This is a genomic window from Erwinia aphidicola, from assembly GCF_024169515.1.
GTDB classification, from domain to species: domain Bacteria; phylum Pseudomonadota; class Gammaproteobacteria; order Enterobacterales; family Enterobacteriaceae; genus Erwinia; species Erwinia aphidicola.
Genome location: NZ_JAMKCQ010000001.1, coordinates 3671154 through 3695536 on the forward strand (window position 1 = coordinate 3671154; position 24383 = coordinate 3695536).

Below are 24383 nucleotides of genomic sequence, written 5' to 3' on the forward strand. Positions count from 1 at the left end.
CTTAAGGTCTTGATGAAAGGAATATCACCATGGCCGACGTTCACACCTCCGAGGTGCGCAGTAAGAATATGCGCGCCATCCGCACCCGCGATACCGCGATTGAAAAGCGGCTGGCCGAGCTGTTGGTTGAGCTTGGCCTGAGCTACCGGGTACAGGATAAATCCCTGCCCGGGCGCCCCGACTTTGTGCTGCCCGATCATCAGGCCATTATTTTCGTTCACGGCTGTTTCTGGCACCGCCATCACTGCCACCTGTTTAAGCTGCCCGCCACGCGCACCGCGTTCTGGATGGGTAAAATCGACAGCAATGTGGCGCGCGATAAGCGCTACGTTGAGGAGCTGACGGCCAGCGGCTGGCGCGTTTTGCTGGTGTGGGAGTGCGCACTGCGCGGTAAAACGCGCCTGCAGGAGCAGGAGTTAAGCGCGCGTCTGGAAGAGTGGGTGTGCGCTGCCGAAAGAAACGCGGAAATTGACGAGAACGGTATTCGCCAGCTGTAGGGGCCGATCCTCTTTTCGATCGGCCCGCACCCCCGATTAAGGCTCGCAGGATTTTACGATCGGCTTTGCCGGGAACAGATATTTCCCCAACGTCACCAGAATCACCGCCAGCACGATAATCGCCAGCGCCAGCCATTCGCGGGCTGACAGGCTCTCCCCTGCGAAGGCTATACCCAGCAGCACCGCCACCACCGGATTGACGTAGGCGTAGCTGGTGGCGATAGCCGGGGTGACGTTGCGGATCAGGAACATATAGGCGTTAATCGCAATCACCGATCCAAACAGGCTGAGATAGCCGAGCGAGAAGAAGCCCGCCAACGAGGGTTTCTGCACCAGGTGTTCGCCGCTCAGCGTGCTGGCAATCAGCAATACTGCGCCTGCTGCCAGCATCTCCACTGCGCCCGCCATCATGCCGTTGGGCAGCGTAATGCGTGACCCCCATACCGAACCAAAGGCCCAGCTCAGAGAGCCGCCGAGGATCATCAGCGCACCCCACGGGTTGCCCGCCAGATGGCCGCCGCTGTTGAGCAGGATAATCCCCACCAGCCCAACGGCGATGCCCAGCCACTCGATCCAGCGCGTAGCAATGCCAAACAGGCGGCTGAAACACATGGCAAACAGCGGCACGGTCGCTACCATCACCGCTGCCAGCCCGGACGGCACCTGCTGATGCTCCGCCACGGTGACAGCGCCGTTGCCGAGCGCCAGCAGCATAATGCCAACCAGCGCGGCATTACCGGCCGCGCGCAGCGACGGCAGCTTTTCACCTCTTAGCAGCAGAAAAGTCAGCAGCACCACGCCAGCCAGCAAAAAGCGCAGCCCGGCCAGCATCATTGGCGGCCAGCTCTCGACGCCAATGCGGATCACCAGATAGGTGGAGCCCCAGATAAAATAGAGGCAGAACAGCGCGGCCAGCAGCGGCAGCAGGGCGGGGGCACGGCGTAACGTCATGTTAAAGTCGTCCTGGTTATATCAAGTTATTAAAATGTTATAAGTGGCTAATTCTGCCACTAATTATCACGGTCGGAAGGATTTTTTTTACAAAATTTGCACTCTTTGCGCATAATTGTTTAGATCATCCTCCTCTTAAATACAGCAAAGCCAGGTGGGCCATGGCCAGTGTCAAACTGACGGTAAGACGGTTGTATAAACTTAGCGGCGAACGCATGGTCAATACCCAGGCAACGGCGCGTATTTTTGTCGGCGATCGTCTCATCGCCACGGAAGAGATTAGCGGGATGACCGAAAGCCCGGTGAGTAAATATCTGCACCACGCTGAGCCGCAGGGCCAGCCGGTGCGCGTTGAGTGGGACTGTGATGGCGTTGCCGATATGGCGGTCGCCGAAATGGAGCTGTGCCCCTGTTGTCAACATGACGAACATGAATAAGGAATACGACTTTGGCAGGAACCAGCTTACTAACCTTACTGGATGATATTGCGACACTGCTTGATGACATAGCCGTGATGGGCAAAGTGGCAGCGAAAAAAACCGCCGGGGTGTTAGGCGACGATCTCTCCCTTAACGCTCAGCAGGTCAGCGGGGTAAAAGCCAATCGTGAACTGCCGGTGGTGTGGAGCGTGGCAAAAGGCTCCTTCCTCAACAAGTTGATCCTGGTGCCGCTGGCGCTGCTGATCAGTGCGTTTGCGCCCTGGGCAATCACGCCGCTGCTGATGGTGGGCGGGGCTTACCTGAGCTATGAAGGCGTGGAGAAGGTGCTGCACAGCCTGCATAAAAACAAAAGTGAGGAGACGCCGGAAGCGCGCGAAAAGCGCCTGCTGAAGGCGGCGCAGCAGGATGCCGGTGAGTTTGAGAAGAAGAAGGTAAAAGGGGCGGTGCGCACCGACTTTATCCTGTCGGCCGAAATTGTGGCGATTACCCTCGGCATCGTCTCTGAATCCCCGCTGCTGAATCAGGTACTGATCCTCTCCGGGATTGCCATTCTGGTTACGATTGGCGTGTACGGCATTGTGGCGGGCATCGTCAAAATTGACGATCTCGGCTTCTGGCTGCAGAAGAAAACCTCGGCGCTGGCTAAAGGGCTGGGTAATGTGCTGGTGGCGGCCGCGCCATGGCTGATGAAGATCCTGACCCTGGTTGGCACCATTGCGATGTTCCTGGTGGGGGGCGGCATTATCGTGCACGGCATTCCGCAGCTGCATCATCTGGTGACGGAATACAGCAGCGAGATGAGCGGCCTGATGAGCAGCGTTGTAAGCAATATGGCGAACCTGGTGGTCGGGTTCATCGTGGGGTCGATTGTGCTGTTGGTGGTCAATGGGGTTGCCAAAATGCGTCAAAAATCAGTATAAAGACGCCTGAAGTTAGTGAGTAAAACGGGAGTAATGATGAAAGACGATATTTTTGAGTTCGATATTGATGCGCAGTTAGAGCAGGCAGAAGCGAACGCCGAGAAAAAAGCCGCCGAAGTTCCGGCTGATTTAGGTGACGAAGCCGACTGCGAAGGCTGTAAAATCTAAGCGCAAACTGCGACGGATTTCACATAAAAAGCGAGTAATAAGTTTACTCGCTTTTTTTATATCCAGCGTTTTTAACTGCTTATTTGTATTTAACAAATGTTTTACCTGTCGTTAACAGCGGTGATAAGGCTCAGATGCTATAACTATTTGGTGATTTTAACCGGATAGGGAGGTGCTTTATGAGCTTTATAATCAGTGATGAAGTGCAGCATAAGGACGGTGGGCCTGCGATGATTGTCACAGGTGTTGCCAGTGGAATGGTGGAGTGCCGCTGGTATGACGGTTTTAGCGTGCGGCGTGAAGCGTTTAGTGAGCAAGAGCTTTGCGTTCTGGCTGATGCAACGCCTTTGGCGGGTTAGTTTTGTCGGTGCATGCCAGATCCCGTAGGGGCCGACCCTTTTTTCCGGTCGGCCCTTGATGTCTGGCGGCCGATCTTCTTTTTCGATCGGCCCGCAGCGTCTGTTTTACAGCTCGTTCTTAATACAGAACTCTTCCCAGCTCATGCCCAGCGCTTCGGCGTGGCTATGCAGATAGGCCTCAATCGCATCGACCATCACCGCTTTATCCGGCTCTGCCAGCTGAATAGCAAACAGCACGCCGTCCAGTTTCTTCTCGCGCACATATGCCGCATAAGCCCGCTCTTTCTGCAACTCGCGCAGCTGCTCAACGCTCATGCCCATGGTGGACGCTTGCTCAGCGGTCAGATTTTCAATGCCGGTCTTCAAATCCGGGTGCGCCTCAAGAAACAGATCTTTGGCGATGGCGTAATACTCTTCAACGGTTTTCATAACGGTCCTGCGGGGTGACGGTCTGGATAATGGCGGCTAGTGTACACAAGGTGCAGGGCAGGTGAAAGCCGGGCGAGATGCGGGCCGACGGCAGCTTATCTCAGCGTTTAATCTATCATTTTAGCTGCAGGCTGCGCTTGGTGCTTGCGGCGGGGCAGGTAAAAATTATAACGTAGCGCGTAATTGATTAGCTCAGGATGAAAAAATGAATAAGTGGATGATGGCGGCAGTGACGGCCGTTACGCTCAGCGGCTGTGCGCAGCTACCAAATTATGAAGCGGCGGTCAAAACCGCCCCTCCGGCAGCGCTGGTCGGTAACTGGCAGACGGTTGGCCCGCAGAGTGGGCTGGTGAGTGACCAGGCGATGGCCAGCCTGATTATCACCCAGGAAGGGGATACCCTGGACTGCCGTCAGTGGCAGCGCGTTATTGCCAAGCCGGGCAAAGTCACCTTTTTCGATGACGAGTGGGTTAACGTGAACAAGCAGATGCGCGTGATGACGCTGGATCTGGAAGGTAACGAGCTGCATTACGATAAGCTGAAGATGCGTAAAGTGGATAAACCGACCGTCGAGTGCCAGCAGGCGCTGGATAAGCAGGCGCAGCCTGACGCCAGCCTGCAGCCGCAGCCGTCAACCGTGCCAGCAGCCAGCACCACCATTGCCGCCCCTCAGCCGTAATTCCCAGGTCGTGGCCGCCCGGCCACGACCTGATATCTAGCTAATAATCCACACGCTAACCGATCCTGGCGCACAGCGGAACGTGGCAGTGCCCTGCTCGTCGCTGCTCACCGTCTCGCCGATATGGCCCAGCAGGTCGCGCCAGTTTTTCCCGCCGTAGTTTTCCCCCAGCGCCAGGGTTTTCTCACCCGCTTCACCGTTCGACATAATCACCACGCAACCGGAGTGATGATCGGTGCCGCTGCGCGCAAAGGCGATGCAGTTAGGGTGATCGAACCATTCGGTCTGCACTCCGTGGGCATACAGCTGGCGTGCCCGGATCAGCGCTTCCAGTTCGGGGATCGCCGGCATCTCTATCTGATACTGCCCGCCGTCGTCACCCTCATCCTCATAGCTGGCGCCGAACAGGTCCGGGTAGAACACCGCCGGAACACCGTTTTCACGCAGCAGGATCAGCGCATACGCCAGTGGTTTGAACCAGGGGTCCACCGGGGCTTCCAGCGCCTGCAGCGGCTGGGTGTCGTGGTTGGCGACAATGGTCACCGCGTGCCACGGATCGGTGGTGACCAGCGTGTCGTTGAAGATCTGGCTAAGGTCGTAGTCAGCCCCCTGTTTCGACGCATTATGGAAGTTCATCTGCAGTGGGGCGTCAAACAGCATGGTTTTACCGTCCACCTGCTGGATATACTGCTGGAGTTTATCAACCTCATGCGACCAGTATTCGGCGACGATGAACAGCGGCTGCTCCGCCACCTCCTGCACGTGTTCGATCCACTCTTTATAGAACCAGGCGGGAATATGCTTCACCGCGTCGAGGCGAAAGCCGCTGCAGTGCACTTCCTCCATCACCCAGCGCGCCCAGTATTTCAGCTCTTCGGTTACCGCGCGGTTGCGGAAGTCGATATTGGCGCCCATCAGATAGTCGAAATTGCCCAGCTCGTTATCGACCTGATCGTTCCAGCCTTCGCCGGTGTAGTCGTTAACGATTTTGAACACGCCGTTCTCATCGGGGTTTTCAATGTGGTCGACGCCGCTGAAGCACTTGTGGTCCCAGATAAACTGCGAATACTGCCCGGCGCGCACCGGGAAGGTGAAGCGGGTCCAGGCTTCGACCTCAATCACTTCCTCGTCGATCTCCTCGCGGTTATCCGGGTTGACGCGGTTAACCTGAATGCGCTCTTTCTCGTCGGCACCCATTTTGTGGTTGAGCACCACGTCAAGGATCACGCCAACGCCGTTAGCCTTTAGCGCCTCCACTGCTGCCAGCAGCTGCTGCTTATCGCCGTATTTGGTGGCGCGTGAGCCTTTCTGCTCAAATTCGCCAAGGTCAAACAGGTCATAGCTATCGTAACCGACCGAATAGCCGCCGGATTCACCCTTATAAACCGGCGGTAGCCAGACGTCGCTGATGCCAATTTCAGCCAGCCATGCGGCACGTTCGGCCGCTTCCGGCCACAGTTTGCCGCCTGTGGGGTAGTACCAGTGAAAGAACTGCAACAGCGTGGGGTTGTGCATATCCGTGCTCCATTTTTCGCCAGACGGGAAAATGAAGTATGGAGTAAGCGCAGCGAAAGGGTGGGCCAGGACGAAATTAATTATTCCGCGCTGGCCCCGGAAAGGTGTTGTATAAAGTCATACTGAGTAAACGTGAGGTTTATCCGTTCGATCCGGTAGGGAACAGCACCACGCCGGCGACATTGGTATAGGCACGATTGACGGACTTCTGGCGGCCGGCCTGCTGGATCAGCAAGGAGATTTCATCCTGGCGTGACTTCAGCAGCTTTTTGACTTCGGCTTCATTATCAAGAATGTGGCGCAGTATCGGGCGCAGCTGCTCCTGAGTACGAGCCGGAACCGGCTCATTCTGCGTAGCCTTAGCCAGCTTTTCCACGGCGCTGAGGTAGTCAACTTCCATATCGATCAGGTCGTCCCACTGGCCTTCACCCGCAAGACGCAGCATCGACTGGCTGTGGGTCAAAATTTCCTGATATATCGCGAGCAGATGTGGGGCAATGTTCATTTATACAGAGTCCTAAACCAGAGCGGTTGTGCCGGAAACCTCTTTCCAGGCATCGGCGATATTGCGCAACAGCGCTTCAACTTCTTCAATTCCGTCGGCATCGTTATCGATATTCGCGCGCAGCAGGCGGTGCACCATATAGCGGTACAAACCCAGCAGATTTTGCGTTAACTCGTCTTCAGAGGACTCATCCAGACCCTGCTTCAGACCGTTGTCGATAATGTTAATGGCTTTGGAGAGCGACTCCCCTTTTTTAACCGTATTGCCGTCCTGCAAAAACAGGCGTGCGCGAACCAGGGCGCTGAGCGCCCCGTCGAACAGCAGAGTGATCAGCTGGTCATTGCTGGCACTCATCACTGCACTTTCCACGCCGACTTTTGCATAGGCCTGGGTACCGCTTGCGCTATACATCATGGCTCCTTACTTGGTTGTACTGCTTGAAGTCTCAAACTGCGACGTCAGATAGCTACTGGTGTTGTTGAGCTTGCTGATCGTCACGTCCAACGCGGTGAACTGGGTTTTTAAGCGCGCAATAGTGGCATCGATATTGTCGCTGACCTTGTTGTACTGTTGGGTCAGATTGTTCAGCGTTTTGCTGACGCCGTCGGTGGCCGCCTGCACCATGCCGGTGCTGGAGAGCCAGCTGGTCAGGTTGTTAGAGAGCTTAGTCGCGATGCCGGTGGTTTTACCGTCGCCAACGATCATTGCCTTAATGCCGTCCGGGTCTTTTGCCAGGGCCGCATCCAGTTTAGTCTGGTCGGTATTCAGCTTGCCGCTGGTTGGATCGGTCGTAATGCCAATCTGTGACAGGGTTTTGTAAGTCGAGGTGCTGCTGGTATTGGTCAGCATATCTTTCATCTGCGACTGTATAGTACGCAGAGTGCTGTCGCCAAGCAGGGCACCATTGGTGGTGTCCTGCGCATCTGTCCCGGCATCCACTTTGGTGTATTTGGTCAGAGAGGCAAAGGCATCCTGCAGGGTGTTATAAGCTGTCACCCAGGCGGCAATCGTGCTGGACGCGCTGCTGGTATCTTTAGTCACGGTCAGCGTCTGGGTGCCGGTGGTTTCCCCGCTCAGGTTCAGCGTGATCCCTTCCAGCGCATCGCTGATAGTGTTGCTGCTGTTCTCAATCTCGACATTGTTGACTGACAGCTTGGCATTCTGCGCCGCGATGCTCTGCGTCATATTGCTGCTGCTGGTGCCGTCATAATTGAGCATGCTTTGCAGCGCGCTGTCACCGCTGACGCTGATCGTGGCCGCATTGTCTACGCCGGTTTCGTTCGACGTCATGGAGAGACGATAGCTGCCATCGCCCGTTTTAATAATGCTGGCGGTGACGCCGGCATCGGCTTTATTGATCGCATCACGAATGCCGGTCAGCGAAGAGTTCGCGGCGCTTACCGTCACGTCTACTGCTTTATCACTGCCCGCCAGCTTAATTGAGATAGTGCTGTCAGCCGTCGCCAGCGCGGTGCTGTTACTGCTTTGGGTCGCCGAGGTCAGCGTCTGGGCTGACGCCAGCTGGGTGACGGCAATGGTATATTTACCTGCTACCGCACCCGTAGTGCTGGTGGCGCTGAAAGCGGTAGAGCTGCTGACTATTTTATTGGCGCTGAACAGCGTGGCGTCATTCAGCTTGGTGTTTGCCGTCTGAAAGGTGGTCAGCGCGCTTTTCATGGTGCTGTAGGCGCTCAGCTTTGAGGTGTAAGCCGTCTGCTGTGTTGAGATCGGCTTTAGCGCTGCTTTTTCCGCCGCCTGCATGCTGTCGAGAATCGAGCTTAAATCCAGGCCGGAGCCGATACCCAGGGTAGAGATGCTAGCCATGATATTTCCTTTATAGAGTCAACACGGAGAGTGAATACCGTGGTTATCGGCCATTGATGCACAAAGTTTACGATTAATTATCCGGCGGCAATAAAACGAATAGCGGTAATAAAGAGGGGTATTTCAGCGAGTAGGGGGAAGTGAAAAAAAATCGGCGCGGAACTAAAAAAATTCTAAAGGTTACCGTGGGGCAGACGATAACAACTTTGACGGCGATGAAGCCGGGGGGCAAACAAGCCCAACCACTTAACCCGAAATGATTTAACAGGAAACTTTATCATGGCACAAGTAATCAATACCAACAGCCTCTCGCTGATCACTCAGAACAACATCAACAAAAACCAGAATGCTCTGTCTACCTCTATCGAGCGCCTGTCTTCTGGCCTGCGTATCAACAGCGCGAAAGATGACGCTGCGGGCCAGGCGATTGCTAACCGCTTCACCTCTAACATCAAGGGCCTGACTCAGGCTGCGCGTAACGCTAACGACGGTATCTCTGTTGCACAGACTACTGAAGGCGCACTGTCAGAAATCAACAACAACTTACAGCGCGTTCGTGAACTGACCGTTCAGGCTTCTACCGGTACTAACTCATCTTCAGACCTGTCTTCCATCCAGGACGAAATCAAATCCCGCCTGTCTGAAATTGACCGCGTATCGGGTCAGACTCAGTTCAACGGCGTGAACGTTCTGGCTAAAGACGGCAAAATGTCTATCCAGGTTGGCGCCAACGATGGCGAAACTATCGATATCGACCTGAAGAAAATCGACTCTAAGACTCTGGGTCTGGACAGCTTCAACGTGAACGGTCCTAAAGGTGCAATGACAGAAATGTCAGGAACTGCAGCCTTTAAAGCTTACTTCGGTGAGACCACTCAGGTGTCAGGTGCAACTGTTTCTGAGAAATCTGCTGGTGACCTCGCTACTCGTCTGGGTGTTGCTTCAGGAAGTGTTTCTGTTGAAGGTGCTAAGATCTATAAAGATGAAAATGGCAACGTATTTGCAAAAGTTACTGTAACCGCATCTGGTGCTGCTGAAGTTAACAATCTGAAGAATAATGGTATCGAAAGCACCAGCGGTACTCCTCAGTCCTTCTACATTGCACTTGATCCGCAGGCGGCAGATGTCACTACACCGACAACAGCCAAATTTACAATCGATACCTCTAATTTTGACCCATCATCACTGACTAAGGGTTCTTCCACTAACCCGTTGGCCAAACTGGATGAAGCGATTGCATCTGTGGATAAATTCCGTTCATCTCTGGGTGCCATTCAGAACCGTCTGGGTTCTGCGGTAACCAACCTGAACAACACTACCACTAACCTGTCTGAAGCACAGTCCCGCATTCAGGATGCTGACTACGCGGTTGAAGTATCAAACCTGTCTAAAGCGCAGATTGTACAGCAGGCGGGTAACTCTGTGTTGGCTAAATCTAATCAGGTTCCACAGCAGGTTCTCTCTCTGCTGCAGGGCTAATAACCTAATAAGACTAAATATTGACCCCGCCTTTGCGGGGTTTTTTTTCATCTATATGATTTATAGCTTGTAATTACACTTAGCCCTTTAACTCCCACAGGCACAATCCAGTCTGACTCTGCAAGATATCTTTATTTAAAGTTATCTGCTAATTGTCTGACCTTTTTACATTGATGATATTGACAAATTGACAATTTCAAATCTCTAGAATTTTCACTGAAAAATTTTCAACATATTGTAATTATTGGTTTTATACTAATCCAATTAGCATTGCTGGTTAGGAAAGTTACTGACTCTGCTGGGTATGAATGTGCGATCTCCACTCTTCAAATGATTCCCTCCCTAAAAACGTATCTTATTGTTTTATCTCATGAAAAATACTATATTTAGGCATCACAGTCGATCAGATAACAAATTTTTGAAAGTATAAAACTACTTTCAGAGTGGCTAAAGTGACATTTGTAGTCGACTAATGAGGGTAATTAAACCCAAATTGAGGCCTTAATCAACCCATTGTGTGACTGATAGGATCGTAAAATCTTAGTATTATTGATCTATTGGTGAAATCGTCCATGGCGAAAGGTGAGAGAGTTTGGAAACGTTCAGTTGAAATTGATTATCAGTCAACACAGGCGTTTTTTGATGCGCGTGGGAATGGAAAATATGAAAATCCATTAAGTGCAACAATGTATCAAGATCACGAGCCTGAACTCGTGGCTAAAAGGGACTTAGCAGAGAGAAAGGTAGTGACTTCATTACTTCCTCTGCATCAGGTTAAAAAAGTCTTCGACATGGGATGCGGTATCGGAAGATGGGCTGGATTTTTTTGTAACACGCCACATGCTGCAAGCTATCTGGGGATTGATTTTTCATCGTCACTTATTCAGCAGGCACAGCGCCTTGCAGTTGAAAAAGACTGGAAAAATGCAAAATTTCAGATTATGTCTGTAACAGAAGTAAATAATGCAGAGCTTTCGTTATCTCCACCTTACGACTTCATAATGATTTCTGGCGTCCTCATATATCTTAATGATACTGACTGCTTAAAAGTGTTAAAAACAGCATTGAGCCTTTGTGCCCCAAATGGAATCATCTATCTTAGAGAACCTTTGGCTAAAGAGACAAGATTAACATTGCAGGATGTATATTCAGAGGAATTAAAAAACACTTATTCAGCAATATATCGAACAGAAACCGAGATGGCTGAACTTATCGAGAAAGTGTTTGATGAAAAAAAATTCATATCTCATGGTTGGCAAGAGCTTTTTATAGATGAATTAGAAAAAAGAAAAGAAACCCGGCAGTATTTTTCTATGTTAAAAAGGTGGGCATGAAATGAAAACAGCCTATTGCTTTGACCTTGATGGAACCTTAACTAGGCAAGAGTTATTGCCTTTGATTGCTGCATCTATTGGACTGGATGATGAAATATCAGTATTAACACAGGCTACCATTGCCGGAATTCTTCCTTTCGAAAAATCTTTTAAGTTGCGAGTGCGTCTTCTTAAAGAAGCTAAAATCGAATTAATCCATAGAATTCTGGAAACTGAGGTTGATTTTCGGCACAACATTCTTGAGTTTATACAAAAAAACCGGAGCAATTGCTTCGTGGTGACCGGGAACCTTGACGTTTGGGTTAAACCTTTATTAAATAAATTAGGTGTTGAAAGCTTTACATCGTTAGCGTCATTGGATCAGGAAGGGCGTCTGAACGGAGTTAGTCATATTCTTAATAAATCAGATGCAGTCAAAAGCTTGAGGAAAAGATTTGACAGGATTGTAACGATCGGGGAAGGAATGAACGATGTACCCATGTTTGAAGTAGCTGACTGGCGGATTGCATTTGGGGCTACTCATGAACCTAACGGCACGTTATGTAAACTAAGCGACTTTATTGTTTATGATGAGGGTTCCTTATGTCGTCTGTTAAAAATGCTGTAATAAGTGCTGCAGGTATAGGTTCTCGCCTTGGATTGAACCTTCCGAAATGTTTGATTGAGATAGCAGGTAAGAGTCTACTTCAATACCATTTTGAAAGGCTAACTGATATTGAAAATGTCTGGCTTGTGGTTGGTTTCCAGGAAGAAGCTGTAATCAATGAAGCAAAAAAAATCCGCCCCGATTGCATTATTGTTCGTAACCCAGACTACATGAATACAAACACCTTGCAAAGTATATGGCGTGTTGCTCGTCATTTGAAAGATAAGTTTTTGATAATAGATGCAGATACTTTAATACAAAATGAAAGTTTTGAAGATTTCATTTCTAAAGCTAAAGACTCAAATCATCTCATCGGGGTATCATCTTGGACGACCCATGATGGAGTTCGGACTAATCTTGATAAAGAAGAGGGGCAGGTAATTTCTTTTACTCGTGAATTAATTTCAGATTATGAATGGACGGGCATAGCTATTGTAAGTCCATTCATGATTATTAATGAGAAGAAATATGTTTATGAAGCTTTAGAAAATTTCCTTCCTATTTCTTCTTTTAAAATTAATGCGTTTGATATCGATACCATTGAAGATCTTGATATGGCCAAGAAAGTTATGACATTAGGTTGGAAATAAAATGAAAAATTCTCATCATGAATTGAATGCAAAGCCGGATTTTGGTGTTGTGGATTTAACAGATATCCATGATTCGACGGCTAAAATAAATTTTGAAATGGCCAAAAAAAAAGATAAGATTGTTATATTTGGTTCAAATTATGGTGACGAGGTTATTGAAAGTGCCACTGAGTTCAAAAATGTTATGGTGCTTGATAGTCGTATTCCTTGCCTGAATCATGCCAAATTGAAAACCGATCTAAAAGGATTGAGAAATGTAGATTTTTTCAATCAACATTTCATGGACTTTCAAAGCTCTGAGGTATTTGATTGTATTTTGTTAGCTTCTTGTTTAAATGATTATCAGGATGAATTCTTTCACCTAAGAGGGTTGTTAAAAGCCGCTACACTATTGGCGCATGGTGGTGTATTAATGATTGTTGTTCCCGTTAAGGAACAGGAATTTTATATATCTTTAGCTCTGCGATTGGGATTTTCCCAATGTTCTAAGTTAGGCGAATACAATAATTTAAACACAAAAAACATTTGTCTCACTTTTAATCTAGATACTTTTTCCACATCAAAAGAAATTAATAGTACACTCAAGGTTGCTGGATTTGGCAGTATGCACTTTCATTTCCGCTCTCTTAAGCCATTGGTCAAATTATTTAAAAATCATTTAGTTACCCTTTCTAAAGAAGATGTGATTTCATGGCGCCCTGATGTTATTGTAGTGGCCGATGGTTGGTCAGTTGAATACTGGCGCGATTATTGTGATGCGAATAATGTTTTGCTGATAGGCATGCGTCACGGATCAGTTACTCGATATGGATTTGCCGAAAGCCAATACAACTACGCAGATTATATGTGTGGAAGCCCATGGGATATTGAAGATACATTGTTATCAAAAGTTCAACCACGGAAGGGATTTTTAATTACTGGGAATTCATGGGTCGATGAAGTTTTCAAAATTGAAAAATCTATTCTGAACAAAAATAATCCCACTATTCTCTTTGCTCCAACCTATAATCCAGAAATAAGTTCTGCTGTTTACTTTGGTGAGCGTGTTGTTTCTCTAATACGCAGCGTATACCCCTCTTCGAAAATTATTATAAAACCTCACCCAGCAATTGTTGAGCATGAACATGGATTTGTGGTAGATAAAAATATTTTCCGTGAACTTATGTCAATATGGCGTCAACAAAGTATTGACGATCCCTTGGTAGAATTGATTGATAATCCTGAAGCTAGCATTGCTGAAAGTTTTGCACAAGCAGATATTCTCTTGGCTGATGCTTCCTCCTTGATTTATGAGTTTATGGTGCTAGATAGACCTATTATCCTTTATTCTACAGAGAAGAAAGTTGAACACTGGGAGTATAACCCAGACGCGCCAGGCAATGCATGGCGTGATATAGGATTAGAATTTAATGAAGATCAACAGTGTGTTGAATATTTGCGCAATGCATTCTCACTTCACGATAAGTACTGTCGAGTTGCACAATATGCACGTACTCAGTTTCTTCATGGGATTTACCAAGACGGTGAATCAACCAATCGTGTAGCTAATGCGATAATAAATCAATCCAAACTTGAAATACTAGTTTATGGGGATTCAACCACTTGGGAAGAAAGGGTTGCTATAGCTGAAAAATTGTGTCAGACATTCGCGTTTAGTCGTATTTCTATTTTGAATGATGTTGCCTTTAATATTGAGAATTTTTCAACTTATTGTGACTGGAAAAAATGGTCTCTTTCCTTGAATCCCTCTTGTTCTAGGCATCAAGATGTTTTATTGGTGAATGCCGATCATGGACTAATACCTTCCAGCGCCCATCAGGTCACAAAGGGGCGTCGGGATCTGGCTCGGAATGAACTCCATAGCCTCGTTATCAGATCAAAAGGAAGTTGTGCTTTAGCGCTAATATCATCTGCAAACCTGACATCTTTCATTGCTTGCTCGTTACATGAAGAGGATGAGCGAGAAAAAGATTGGCCAAAAGAAGAGCTAAATATTACACTTGGGAAAGGGATAGTACGTAACCCTGGAAAATCACTTTTTTTTGTAAGTGATGTAGCGGAATTAGAAGTAAATTCCGCAATAACTGGTGTAAAACCCAAAAAAAATCACATCCAATTACATATTAGTCTTCTTGAAAAAAGTAAGTATAATAAATTCCCCCTGAAAACTAAAATCTTTGTAAATGGTGAACTATTAAAAGAGGTTACGTTTGATGGTGTCAATGACCAAATCCTGACCATTCCATTTATTGTAGGGTTAGACAATAGGTCGGTAATTAAATTAGTAAGTGATGCCAGGGCTGAAGGCATGTTAGGTGTTATTGATAATATTTCCTTCATCATGCGAACATCATACATAGACATCGATTCTGTTATTAAAATAGACAATGGTATCAGTGCGTGGTTGAATAAAAGAAAATTGAATGCTGCTCAGGAGGAATTCGTAAAAAAATATAGAGAAAGCATGTCGATCGTAACCACTAATGTTTTATGTCTTGTTATAAACAATGGGCATGAGCGAAAGTTACAAAATACACTAAATAACCTCAATGACATCAACGGTTCAGGTGTAAATATTAACCTTTCTCCTGTCGTTATAAATAGTATCATTGAACCCATTAATGGATCAGTTTATGAGCATTGTGCATCAGGTCTTAGTGAACTGACGCTTAATCTTAATCAAGAGATTTCTTCCAGTACCTGTGACTGGTTTATCCTGCTTAAAGCGGGGGAAACCTTTACGCAAAGTGGTTCAATCGTAGCAAGTCTACAATTACCATTGGCCAAAAATTGTGCTGCTATTTATACCGATTCATTATTCGAAAGTGATGATGGAATAAGTAGCGTCGTACTCCACCCTGACTTTAATCTCGATTTGATTTTGAGCTTACCTTCTGTCATGACGGAAAACTGGATTTTCAATCGTGAAACATTCATTCAGCTTGGTGGTTTCAGTTCAGATTACCCTCGTGCAACAGAATTTGAGTACATAACACGAATCATAGAAGAGAGAGGTATTGGTGTTATTGGTCATTTAAATGAACCTGCAATCCTCAGGGAACCTTTCAAATTAAGCTATGTTGAAGATCAAAAACTTGTTATTGAAAAGCATCTTAGAAATAGGGGTTATGTAAACGCCGAAGTTACTTCGGAAATTATAGGCGTATGGCGGTTAAAATATAATGTTGATTATGAACCACTTGTTTCAATAATCATACCTACTAAAGATCAACTTCCATTGTTAGTAGCTTGTGTTACTACTATTTTGGAAAAGTCATCGTATCATAATTACGAAATTCTGATTGTTGATAATAACAGCGAGCTGAATGAAACAAAAACATGGTTAGATGGTATAGCACAGGTTGACCCAGAAAGGATTCGCGTTATTTCTTACCCTTATCCTTTTAATTATTCAGCAATGAACAATATGGCTGCACGCGAAGCTAAAGGGGAATACCTGGTTCTGTTGAATAATGATACGGCTATCATTCAAAATGAGTGGTTGAACAATATGCTTAACCATGCATTACGTCCAGAAGTGGGGATAGTGGGTGCCAAACTTTACTACCCCAACAGTTGTATTCAACACGCTGGAGTGGTCCTTGGGTTGCGTGGGCCTGCAGACCATCCATTTATTGGAAAAAATAATGATGATCGCGGTTATCTTTACAGGTTAGTTGCCGATCAAAACTATACCGCTGTCACTGCTGCCTGTTTGATGGTGCGTAAAGAGGTATATGATGCTGTAGGCGGTCTGGATGAAGAAAACTTCAAAGTTTCTTACAATGATATCGATTTCTGTCTTAAAGTACGTGAAGCGGGCTACATGACTGTGTGGACACCTTATGCCAAAGTGATGCATGAAGGGAGTGTCAGTCAAAGCAAAATAGATTTAACAAAACAGCATGAAAAGATTATACGTTTCCAGAACGAACAGGATGCAATGTATAAAAAATGGTCGCCACTTATTGCTAACGATCCTGCTTATAATTCCAGCCTGACTAAAAATGGAGAAGGCTTCGAGCTAATTGAAAACAGTACGTTAACTTGGCAGCCAGTTTTTTGGAAACCAGCACCAAACGTTCTCGCCCATATGGCAGATGAAAATGGATGCGGAAATTATCGTATTATAAAACCATTTGAAGCAATGCAGCATTCTGGTTTGATTCAGGGTACGCTTTCAAATTTACTTCTTAGTTACCCTCAACTAATGCAGTTAGAAACTGATAGTATTGTTTTTCAGCGAGAGATTTCACCTGAGTTTCATGAATGGATACGTAGGGCGTCAAAATTCTTATCGGTATTCAAAGTTTATGAATTGGATGATTATTTGCCAAATGTGCCGATTAAAAATATGCATCGTGCGCATATGCCAAAGGATATTTTGAAGTCTTTAAGAAAGAGTTTATCATTAGTTGATAGATTTGTTGTTTCTACGGCAGCTTTAGCCAACCGTTTTGATGGTCTACACAATGATATTCAAATTTCTGAAAATCGTTTACCTGTGAAAGAGTGGGGTAACTTAATCAGTCTTCGTGGACAAGGAAGAAAGCCGAGAGTAGGTTGGGCTGGTGGGTCAAGCCATACTGGAGATTTGGAAATGATTTACGATGTTATTCGTGCGTTAAGCGATCGGGTAGAATGGGTTTTCATGGGGATGTGCCCGCCTAAACTCCGTCCTTACTTATACGAATATCACCACGGTGTTGACTTCGCAAGCTATCCAGAGAAATTGGCAAGTCTTAACCTCGATCTAGCTCTTGCCCCGGTTGAAGACAATGAATTTAACCGATGCAAAAGTAATTTACGGCTTTTGGAATATGGTGCTTGCGGCTATCCGGTCATTTGCAGTGATGTTGAGTGCTATCGGAATGACTTACCAGTCACTCGCGTCAAAAATCGTTACAAGGATTGGATCGAAGCTATTGAAATGCATCTTGCTGATCCAAGCACGTCTCTGAAAACAGGTGATGCCTTAAGAAAAGTTGTGCTTGAACATTGGATGTTAAAAGGCGAGCCTTTGAAGCGCTGGAGTGAACTTTGGTTGCCATAATTTTTTAATATTAATCAATTTCTAAACGCTCCTGTTCGCAGGAGCGTTATGCATTAAGAATGCTCTAGAAAATATCATTCTAATTGGATTTCTATATTCTGGTGAATTTTATAGGGTGTTTTTGGTGATTAATTAACACTACCGATAATCATTGGAATTATATTTATTGATTTATTTTAATGCGAGTTTGGTGTTTTGATAACCAATGCTGAGCGTTTCCTAAGGATTCTTTAAGCTCCGAGGGCGTGGTGACTATTTTAATGAAAAATTTGATTTTAGCATTTTTTTAGATTTGTGAAGCGAGCTTGTTAGAATTCCACTTTGGAAGTAATCTCTTTAAGTAATTATCAGAAATATCCGGTGCTTTATCACAAGTACATCTAACTTTTTATCTTACTTTGTTGAAACTGTTGCATGGTCACGGTTAATCAATGGTAAGGTCTATAGCGTAAAGAACCATTGCACCCTAACATCATGCCCTTTGGTCGTCTGGTTTTAAAATATGAATAAAAACGATTTATCTTGTGATTTTAGGGAGAGGATTTACGTTAGCGTCCATTTTGACATGGTTCCTGGTTCAGAAGAATGAAAGTCTTACAGTTCATCAAAGCATGGGCGTCTAATTTCTCTTTACCCTGCATCAAACGGGTACATTACAGAATTTTAACCTGCTGCCGATAACTACAACCAATGTCACTTTGCGAGTTGTCCTGTAGATGATTAACACGCATTAATTTCATGGGGTTCAACAATGCGCTTCAATTATGACTTGTTACCTGGGGAACTGCTGCCGTTTGAGGAGATAAACGACCGCTACAGCAAAAAGTACCCTGACGATAAATCGTTGACTACCCGGGGGTTGCTTAGCCCGTCGACCTCCAGCAAGAACTGGACTATCCGCGCGATATTCGCCAGCAAGGATAGCCATATTCCGCTGGAAGACCTGCTGTTTATCAGCAACGATAACGAACGCAAAAATTACCTGCAGCGCTTTGAACACTATTTGCAGCGCCAGGAGAGCTTCCTCTATTTTCGTCGTCCGCTGGAAGCCGCGCCGTGGAACAGCTGGAAGGTGATGGGTGAGAGCAGGGTGCTGGCAATGTTGGATCCGGCATCCATTATGGCGCAAAGCCTGCTGCAACAGCGTGGCTATACCTTAACCCTGCTGCGCAGTGATGAAGAGGATGAGTACTGGCAGCTGTACGACCGCCAGTCGCAGCCGTGCTTCGAATACTCGCGCCAGCTGCAGTTTATTGTGGTGCTGACCTCGCCGCTGCTGCCGCCGCCTGCCGGGGTGATCCAGGGGACGCAGGTCGGGCGCCGTGTAAAAGCCCGGCTGTGGCATCGTGCCAGTCATCATGAGTTCAGCAATGCGGTACGCGCGCGCTACGGCGCCTGCGTCATCACCGGCACGCTGCTAACCGACGAGCAGGCGTGGCCGTGGGTGGAAGCCTGCCACATCGATACGCGGGAAAATGAGCAGGGCTTCCTGCTGGATAACAGCGCGGATAACGGCCTGTTTCTGCGCAGCGACCTGCAACGACTGTTTGCCAGTAAACGGCTGTCGATTGACCCGTTGAGTGGTTCGGTGCATTTTCGCCGCACGTTACAGGAAGATAACACCCTGCTGCCGTTTTATCAGCAGCTGGAAGGGAAAGTCTGCGCCCTGTGGTCACAGGTGCCGGAGAGCACGCGCCAGCGTTTATCACTGAAAGCCTGATTACCGGGATCCCCGCGTCCTCTTTTTGTGACGCCGGGGATCTTTCAGGGCGACAAAAATGAAATAACCCGCCTTTTTTACCGCTATTCCCCCAATCAAAATGCCCTACAGAAACAGATAATCGTGCCGATAACTTAATTAACGCAGGGTAGGTCAGAGTGAACGATCTATATACCGCCGATGGCGTGATGGACAAACATTCGCTGTGGCAGCGATACATACCGCTGGTTCGCCATGAAGCGTTGCGCCTGCAGGTCCGTCTGCCGGCCAGCGTGGAGCTGGACGATCTGCTTCAGGCTGGGGGTATCGGGCTGCTGAATGCCGTAGAGCGCTACGACGCCCTTCAGGGCACCGCATTTACCACCTACGCCGTTCAACGCATTCGTGGCGCGATGCTCGACGAATTACGCAGCCGCGACTGGGCACCACGCAGCGTGCGCCGCAATGCGCGCGAAGTGGCGGGTGCCATGCATCGGGTTGAACAGGCGCTGGGGCGCACGGCATCCGAGCAGGAAGTGGCTGCGCAGCTTGATGTGTCGCTGGAGGAGTACCGGCAGATCCTGCTGGATACCAATAACAGCCAGCTGTTCTCTTACGACGAATATCGTGAGGAACACGGTGACAGCGCCGAGCTGGTGACGGATGGCCACGAAGAGGCTAATCCGCTGCACCAGCTAATGGAAGGGAATCTGCGCGAACGCGTCATTGAAGCGATCGAAGCGTTACCCGATCGCGAAAAAATGGTGCTGACGCTCTATTACCAGGAAGAACTGAATTTGAAAGAGATTGGCGCCGTGCTGGAAGTGGGGGAATCCCGCGTCAGCCAGCTGCACAGTCAGGCGATCAAACGCCTGCGCGCCCGGTTATCGGGAGCGCGCTGACAAAGTCAGTTTTGCACTCTCAACACCAACCGGGGAATCTCGCATGGGATCCAAAATTAAAATGAGGCCGTTGAGCCGTTATTTGAAAGACTACAAACACAGCCAGAGTAACTGTTCCCACTGCGGTAAGGTACTGGACAGAATGGCGCTGGTTTTTCGTGGTCAGATCATTAACAAAGAGGCCATCGCCCGGATGGATCAGCTGATCGACGATCAGGTCTGGTTAAAATTACAGAATGAGCTTACGGCGCTGTGCCGTTTTTGTAGCGATATCTTTTGCAACACGCATCCGACTTACTTTGACATCATGGCGTTCAAGCAGTACCTGTTTGAGCAGACCGAAATGAGCCACAGCACCATTCGCGAATACGTTGTTCGCCTGCGCCGCCTCGACGATATGCTGTCAGCGCGTAATTTTCCGGCGGAAAAACTCAAAGGCCCGAGCTGGCATGAGTGCCTGGAAAATGACCTGCCGGATGCCGGCAACAATAACTACCGTATTGCCCTGCGGAAATACGATCAGTTTCTTGGCTGGCAGCGTAATTAGTTATCACTAAAAGGAAGATGACCAACCGGTCATCTTCTGTAACACTGTAGGGATAATATTTAACGCCTGCTGCGGAGGCTGCGTTGTCCTTACTGAATATCAATAATTTCCCCCGTCTCGAACTACTGGGTGCGCCCACGCCGTTGGAGCATCTTCCCCGCCTGTCCGAATATCTGGGCCGCGATATCTTTATCAAACGTGACGATGTCACGCCGGTTGCCCTGGGCGGCAACAAGCTGCGTAAGCTTGAATTCCTCGCGGCGGATGCCCTGCGTAACGGTGCCGACGTGCTGCTGACGGCCGGAGCGATCCAGTCTAACCACGTGCGCCAGACGGCGGCGGTGGCGGCGAAGCTTGGCCTGAAGTGCGTGGCGCTGCTGGAAAACCCGATTGGAACCACCTCTGCCAACTACCTCAGCAACGGTAACCGCCTGTTGCTGGAGCTGATGGGCAGCGAAATCATTATGGTCGATGCGCTGCACGCGCCGGATGCGCAGTTAGAAGAGCAGGCCACGCTGCTGGAAGCCCAGGGCTTCCGCCCGTATGTGGTGCCGGTCGGCGGCTCGAACGCGCTGGGTGCGCTGGGCTACGTCGAGTGCGCGCAGGAGATCGCCCATCAGAGCGAAGGCGTGGTCGATTTTGCCGCCGTGGTGGTTGCCTCCGGCAGTGCCGGGACGCATGCCGGGTTGGCGGTGGGGCTGGAGCTGCTGCTGCCGGACACCGAACTGGTGGGCGTCACCGTGTCGCGCAACGTGGCGGATCAGCTGCCAAAAGTGGAGAAGATCCGCGCCGAGCTGGCGCACTCATTAGCCGTGACCAGCAGCGCGCCAATTACGCTGTGGGATGACTATTTCGCGCCGCGCTACGGCGAGCCGAATGAAGAAGGCATGGAAGCGATTAAACTGCTGGCGCGTCTGGAAGGTATCTTCCTTGATCCGGTCTACACCGGCAAGGCGATGGCCGGGCTGATCGACGGTATTGCGCAACAGCGCTTCCGTCGTGAAGGGCCGATTGTGTTTGTTCATACCGGTGGTTCACCGGCGTTGTTTGCATATCATCAATAATAATGGGGTTGCTATGAAATTTTCGAAAGTTCGTCGCCAGTTGGTGATGGGAACCATGGCGCTGGCGCTGGTCGGCGGTATGACTATGCAGGCACAGGCAGCGGATGAAAACCTGCTGGCAAAAGTGAAGGAGCGCGGTTCGCTGCAGGTGGGGCTGGAAGGCACCTATCCGCCGTTCAGCTTCCAGGATGAGAATGGCAAGCTGGCCGGCTTCGAAGTCGACTTCGCCGAGGCGCTGGCGCAGCATCTGGGCGTTAAGGCCAGCCTGAAGCCGACCAAGTGGGACGGCATGCTAGCCTCCCTCGACTCTAAGCGCATCGATGTGGTGATCAACCAGGTCACTATCTCCGACGAGCGCAAGAAGAAGTATGACTTCTCCACGCCTTACACCATTTCCGGTATCCAGGCGCTGACCAAAAAAGCCAACGCGGGCAGCATCACCAAGCCGGAAGATCTGAGCGGCAAGAAAGTCGGCGTGGGTCTTGGCTCGAACTACGAGCAGTGGCTGCGCGAGAACGTCAAGGGCGTCGACATCCGTACCTACGATGATGACCCAACCAAATACCAGGATCTGCGCGTAGGCCGTACCGATGCCATTCTGGTCGATCGCCTGGCGGCGCTGGATCTGGTGAAGAAAACCGGGGATACCATGGCGGCAGCAGGCCCGGCATTCTCCCGTCAGGAATCGGGCGTGGCGCTGCGTAAAGGTAACGCTCAGCTGCTGGAGGCTATCAACAAGGCGATTGCTGACATGCAGAAAGACGGCACCATGAAGAAGATTTCTGAAAAATGGTTTGGTACGGACGTAACTAAATAATGCAAGAAAGTCTGCAACTGGTGCTGGATTCAGCACCATTTTTACTTAAGGGCGCACTGTTCACGCTGCAGCTGAGTATTGGTGGGATGTTCTTCGGCCTGCTGCTCGGCTTTTTGCTGGCGATGATGCGCCTTTCCCATTTCTGGCCGATTGCCTGGCTGTCGCGTTTTTACGTTTCAATTTTTCGCGGCACGCCGCTGATCGCCCAACTGTTTATGATCTACTACGGCCTGCCGCAGTTCGGCATTGAGCTGGACCCGATCCCGTCGGCGATGATTGGCCTGTCGCTGAATACGGCGGCGTATGCTTCTGAATCCCTGCGCGGGGCGATTGCCGCCATCGAGCGCGGGCAGTGGGAAGCGGCGGCCAGTATCGGCATGTCGCGCTGGCAGACCATGAAGCGGGTGATCCTGCCGCAGGCCGCACGCACCGCGCTGCCGCCGCTCGGCAACAGCTTTATCAGCCTGGTTAAAGATACCTCGCTGGCGGCCACCATTCAGGTGCCGGAGCTGTTCCGTCAGGCGCAGCTGGTCACCTCGCGCACGCTGGAGGTGTTCACCATGTATCTGGCGGCATCGCTGATTTACTGGGTGATGGCGACGCTCCTCTCCTTCCTGCAAAGCCGGCTGGAAGATCGTGTTAACCGCCAGGATCGGGAGTCAAAATGAGTACCATTGAAGTCAGTCAGCTGGTAAAGAAATTTAACGGCCAGACGGTGCTGCACGGCATCGACCTGACGGTAAATGCCGGGGAAGTGGTGGCGATTATCGGGCCAAGTGGCTCCGGCAAAACCACGCTGCTGCGCAGTATTAACCTGCTGGAAGTGCCGGATAGCGGCACCATTCAGGTCGGGGCGATCCGCGTAGACGCCGCGCAGTCGATGTCGAAGCAGAAAGAGCGCGTGCGCCAGCTGCGTCAGCAGGTCGGTTTTGTCTTCCAGAACTTTAATCTGTTTCCACACCGCACGGTGCTGGAGAATATTATTGAAGGGCCAACCATTGTTAAAGGTGAGCCAAAGGCAGAAGCAATAGCGCGCGCCCGTCAGCTGCTCGAACGGGTGGGGTTGCAGGGCAAGGAAGAGAGTTATCCGCGCAAGCTTTCCGGCGGCCAGCAGCAGCGCGTGGCGATTGCCCGTGCACTGGCGATGCGCCCGGAGGTGATCCTGTTTGATGAGCCGACCTCGGCACTGGATCCGGAGCTGGTGGGAGAAGTACTGAACACCATCCGTTCGCTGGCGCAGGAGAGGCGCACCATGGTGATCGTCACTCATGAGATGAGCTTCGCCCGCGATGTGGCCGACCGCGCCATTTTTATGGACCAGGGTAAAATTGTGGAGCAGGGTGCCGCCCGCGAGTTGTTCTCTAATCCGCAGCAGCCGCGCACGCGCCAGTTCCTCGATAAATTCCTCAATCATTAAGTCTTCAGCGGGTCGACCAGAAAAGAAGGTCGACCCCTGAGGTATTCCCATAAAAATTGATCCGAATATTATCGCGGTATGACAAGCGTCAGGTTTCAGGAGGGAGGGCTGCTTCCGCACCGGCATGAATACATCCCTGTAGCCTGGCTCACGGCCATCCCTGGCCGTGGGCCTGCTGCAATCAGCCCTCCCTCCTTGCACCCAAAGCCGCAGCGTCGCGGTTTAAAACCCACAGCGAGCACGATGATACTGGGGGATGAGCTCGGCCTGAGGTAAGCCGGACGTCACGCGGCAGGGATGCCGCGTGCCGAGGCCCGCAGGGAGCGTCTTTTGCCGTTCCGGCGTGCTCAGGCTGAGCTCAGACCGGTTAACGGACGTTTAGCGATAGAAGTCATTTCTGGGATATTTCAGGGATCGCCCACTGAAAGTCATTAAGGTTATTCTTAAAAGCCCACAGCAAACACCCGGAATAACCGTGGCTTGTTCCCGCAACGGCTGGGATAACGGTCAATTAGGACGATCCTCATAGTGATTAGCAGGCTAACGAG

24 protein-coding genes are annotated in these 24383 nt (G+C 49.4%); 18 read left to right on the forward strand and 6 right to left on the reverse strand.

Going from position 1 to position 24383, the window contains the following annotated elements:
* Positions 1 to 29: 29 nt before the first annotated feature.
* On the forward strand, positions 30 to 497 hold the full coding sequence (locus J2Y91_RS17320; protein ID WP_133623883.1) for a very short patch repair endonuclease: 468 nt from the start codon (positions 30 to 32) through the stop codon (positions 495 to 497).
* A 36-nt stretch (positions 498 to 533) separates the two neighbouring features.
* On the opposite strand, the gene yedA is transcribed toward J2Y91_RS17320, so the two are convergent.
* Positions 534 to 1448 (reverse strand): drug/metabolite exporter YedA, encoded by a 915-nt coding sequence (gene yedA, locus J2Y91_RS17325; protein WP_133623882.1) that lies wholly within the window; start codon positions 1446 to 1448, stop codon positions 534 to 536.
* Positions 1449 to 1609: 161 nt separating this feature from the next.
* Between yedA and J2Y91_RS17330 the strand changes: the two genes are divergently transcribed.
* The 4 genes from J2Y91_RS17330 to J2Y91_RS17340 all read left to right on the forward strand — a co-directional run bounded on the left by J2Y91_RS17330 (position 1610) and on the right by J2Y91_RS17340 (position 3335).
* A complete protein-coding gene (locus tag J2Y91_RS17330; RefSeq protein WP_253538996.1) occupies positions 1610 to 1885 on the forward strand; it encodes a hypothetical protein in 276 nt (91 codons plus the stop codon).
* A gap of 11 nt (positions 1886 to 1896) precedes the next feature.
* On the forward strand, positions 1897 to 2808 hold the full coding sequence (locus tag J2Y91_RS17335) for a DUF808 domain-containing protein (RefSeq protein ID WP_253539000.1): 912 nt from the start codon (positions 1897 to 1899) through the stop codon (positions 2806 to 2808).
* A 36-nt stretch (positions 2809 to 2844) separates the two neighbouring features.
* Positions 2845 to 2976, forward strand: a complete 132-nt coding sequence (locus J2Y91_RS23005) for a hypothetical protein (protein WP_263575950.1) — start codon at positions 2845 to 2847, stop codon at positions 2974 to 2976.
* Positions 2977 to 3155: 179 nt separating this feature from the next.
* Positions 3156 to 3335, forward strand: a complete 180-nt coding sequence (locus J2Y91_RS17340; protein WP_048915715.1) for a YodC family protein — start codon at positions 3156 to 3158, stop codon at positions 3333 to 3335.
* A gap of 105 nt (positions 3336 to 3440) precedes the next feature.
* Here the strand turns inward: J2Y91_RS17340 and J2Y91_RS17345 are convergent, their stop codons facing one another.
* Complete coding sequence (locus J2Y91_RS17345) at positions 3441 to 3764, reverse strand: DUF6388 family protein (RefSeq protein WP_253539002.1); 324 nt, start codon at positions 3762 to 3764, stop codon at positions 3441 to 3443.
* A gap of 205 nt (positions 3765 to 3969) precedes the next feature.
* Here J2Y91_RS17345 and yedD point away from each other — a divergent pair, with 205 nt between their 5' ends.
* The gene (gene yedD / locus J2Y91_RS17350; RefSeq protein WP_253539005.1) at positions 3970 to 4443 is read left to right on the forward strand and encodes a lipoprotein YedD; all 474 of its coding nucleotides are present in this window, start codon (positions 3970 to 3972) and stop codon (positions 4441 to 4443) included.
* A 36-nt stretch (positions 4444 to 4479) separates the two neighbouring features.
* Here the strand turns inward: yedD and amyA are convergent, their stop codons facing one another.
* The 4 genes from amyA to fliD all read right to left on the reverse strand — a co-directional run bounded on the left by amyA (position 4480) and on the right by fliD (position 8287).
* Complete coding sequence (amyA, locus tag J2Y91_RS17355) at positions 4480 to 5958, reverse strand: alpha-amylase (RefSeq protein WP_253539008.1); 1479 nt, start codon at positions 5956 to 5958, stop codon at positions 4480 to 4482.
* A gap of 139 nt (positions 5959 to 6097) precedes the next feature.
* The gene (gene fliT / locus J2Y91_RS17360; RefSeq protein WP_048915719.1) at positions 6098 to 6463 is read right to left on the reverse strand and encodes a flagella biosynthesis regulatory protein FliT; all 366 of its coding nucleotides are present in this window, start codon (positions 6461 to 6463) and stop codon (positions 6098 to 6100) included.
* A gap of 12 nt (positions 6464 to 6475) precedes the next feature.
* Positions 6476 to 6874, reverse strand: a complete 399-nt coding sequence (gene fliS, locus J2Y91_RS17365) for a flagellar export chaperone FliS (protein WP_048915720.1) — start codon at positions 6872 to 6874, stop codon at positions 6476 to 6478.
* Positions 6875 to 6883: 9 nt separating this feature from the next.
* Positions 6884 to 8287, reverse strand: coding sequence for a flagellar filament capping protein FliD (gene fliD / locus J2Y91_RS17370; protein WP_048915721.1), 1404 nt, complete (start codon positions 8285 to 8287; stop codon positions 6884 to 6886).
* A gap of 279 nt (positions 8288 to 8566) precedes the next feature.
* Here fliD and J2Y91_RS17375 point away from each other — a divergent pair, with 279 nt between their 5' ends.
* From J2Y91_RS17375 to tcyN, 12 genes are all read left to right on the forward strand, one after another.
* On the forward strand, positions 8567 to 9766 hold the full coding sequence (locus tag J2Y91_RS17375) for a FliC/FljB family flagellin (protein WP_253539012.1): 1200 nt from the start codon (positions 8567 to 8569) through the stop codon (positions 9764 to 9766).
* Between the two features lie 572 nt (positions 9767 to 10338).
* Positions 10339 to 11100 (forward strand): class I SAM-dependent methyltransferase, encoded by a 762-nt coding sequence (locus J2Y91_RS17380; protein ID WP_253539016.1) that lies wholly within the window; start codon positions 10339 to 10341, stop codon positions 11098 to 11100.
* 1 nt (position 11101) lies between these two features.
* Positions 11102 to 11707 carry an HAD family hydrolase gene (locus J2Y91_RS17385; protein WP_253539020.1) on the forward strand — a complete coding sequence of 202 codons (606 nt, stop codon included), beginning with the start codon at positions 11102 to 11104 and terminating at the stop codon, positions 11705 to 11707.
* Positions 11683 to 12336, forward strand: coding sequence for an NTP transferase domain-containing protein (locus J2Y91_RS17390; protein WP_253539023.1), 654 nt, complete (start codon positions 11683 to 11685; stop codon positions 12334 to 12336). Before J2Y91_RS17385 ends, J2Y91_RS17390 begins: the two co-directional genes overlap by 25 nt.
* A gap of 1 nt (position 12337) precedes the next feature.
* On the forward strand, positions 12338 to 17389 hold the full coding sequence (locus J2Y91_RS17395; RefSeq protein ID WP_253539026.1) for a glycosyltransferase: 5052 nt from the start codon (positions 12338 to 12340) through the stop codon (positions 17387 to 17389).
* Positions 17390 to 18140: 751 nt separating this feature from the next.
* A complete protein-coding gene (locus J2Y91_RS17400; RefSeq protein ID WP_253539029.1) occupies positions 18141 to 19109 on the forward strand; it encodes an HNH endonuclease signature motif containing protein in 969 nt (322 codons plus the stop codon).
* Positions 19110 to 19267: 158 nt separating this feature from the next.
* Positions 19268 to 19990: an RNA polymerase sigma factor FliA gene (locus J2Y91_RS17405; protein WP_048915728.1), complete on the forward strand. Its 723-nt coding sequence runs from the start codon at positions 19268 to 19270 to the stop codon at positions 19988 to 19990.
* Between the two features lie 43 nt (positions 19991 to 20033).
* Entirely contained in the window at positions 20034 to 20537 is a 504-nt protein-coding gene (gene fliZ / locus J2Y91_RS17410) for a flagella biosynthesis regulatory protein FliZ (protein ID WP_099753916.1), read from the forward strand.
* A gap of 83 nt (positions 20538 to 20620) precedes the next feature.
* The gene (locus tag J2Y91_RS17415; protein WP_253539031.1) at positions 20621 to 21601 is read left to right on the forward strand and encodes a D-cysteine desulfhydrase; all 981 of its coding nucleotides are present in this window, start codon (positions 20621 to 20623) and stop codon (positions 21599 to 21601) included.
* Between the two features lie 13 nt (positions 21602 to 21614).
* Positions 21615 to 22418, forward strand: coding sequence for a cystine ABC transporter substrate-binding protein (gene tcyJ, locus J2Y91_RS17420; protein ID WP_133623873.1), 804 nt, complete (start codon positions 21615 to 21617; stop codon positions 22416 to 22418).
* Positions 22418 to 23086, forward strand: a complete 669-nt coding sequence (tcyL, locus tag J2Y91_RS17425) for a cystine ABC transporter permease (RefSeq protein ID WP_133623872.1) — start codon at positions 22418 to 22420, stop codon at positions 23084 to 23086. The genes tcyJ and tcyL overlap by 1 nt, the downstream gene beginning before the upstream one ends.
* On the forward strand, positions 23083 to 23835 hold the full coding sequence (tcyN, locus tag J2Y91_RS17430; RefSeq protein WP_133623871.1) for an L-cystine ABC transporter ATP-binding protein TcyN: 753 nt from the start codon (positions 23083 to 23085) through the stop codon (positions 23833 to 23835). Before tcyL ends, tcyN begins: the two co-directional genes overlap by 4 nt.
* Positions 23836 to 24383: the final 548 nt, after the last annotated feature.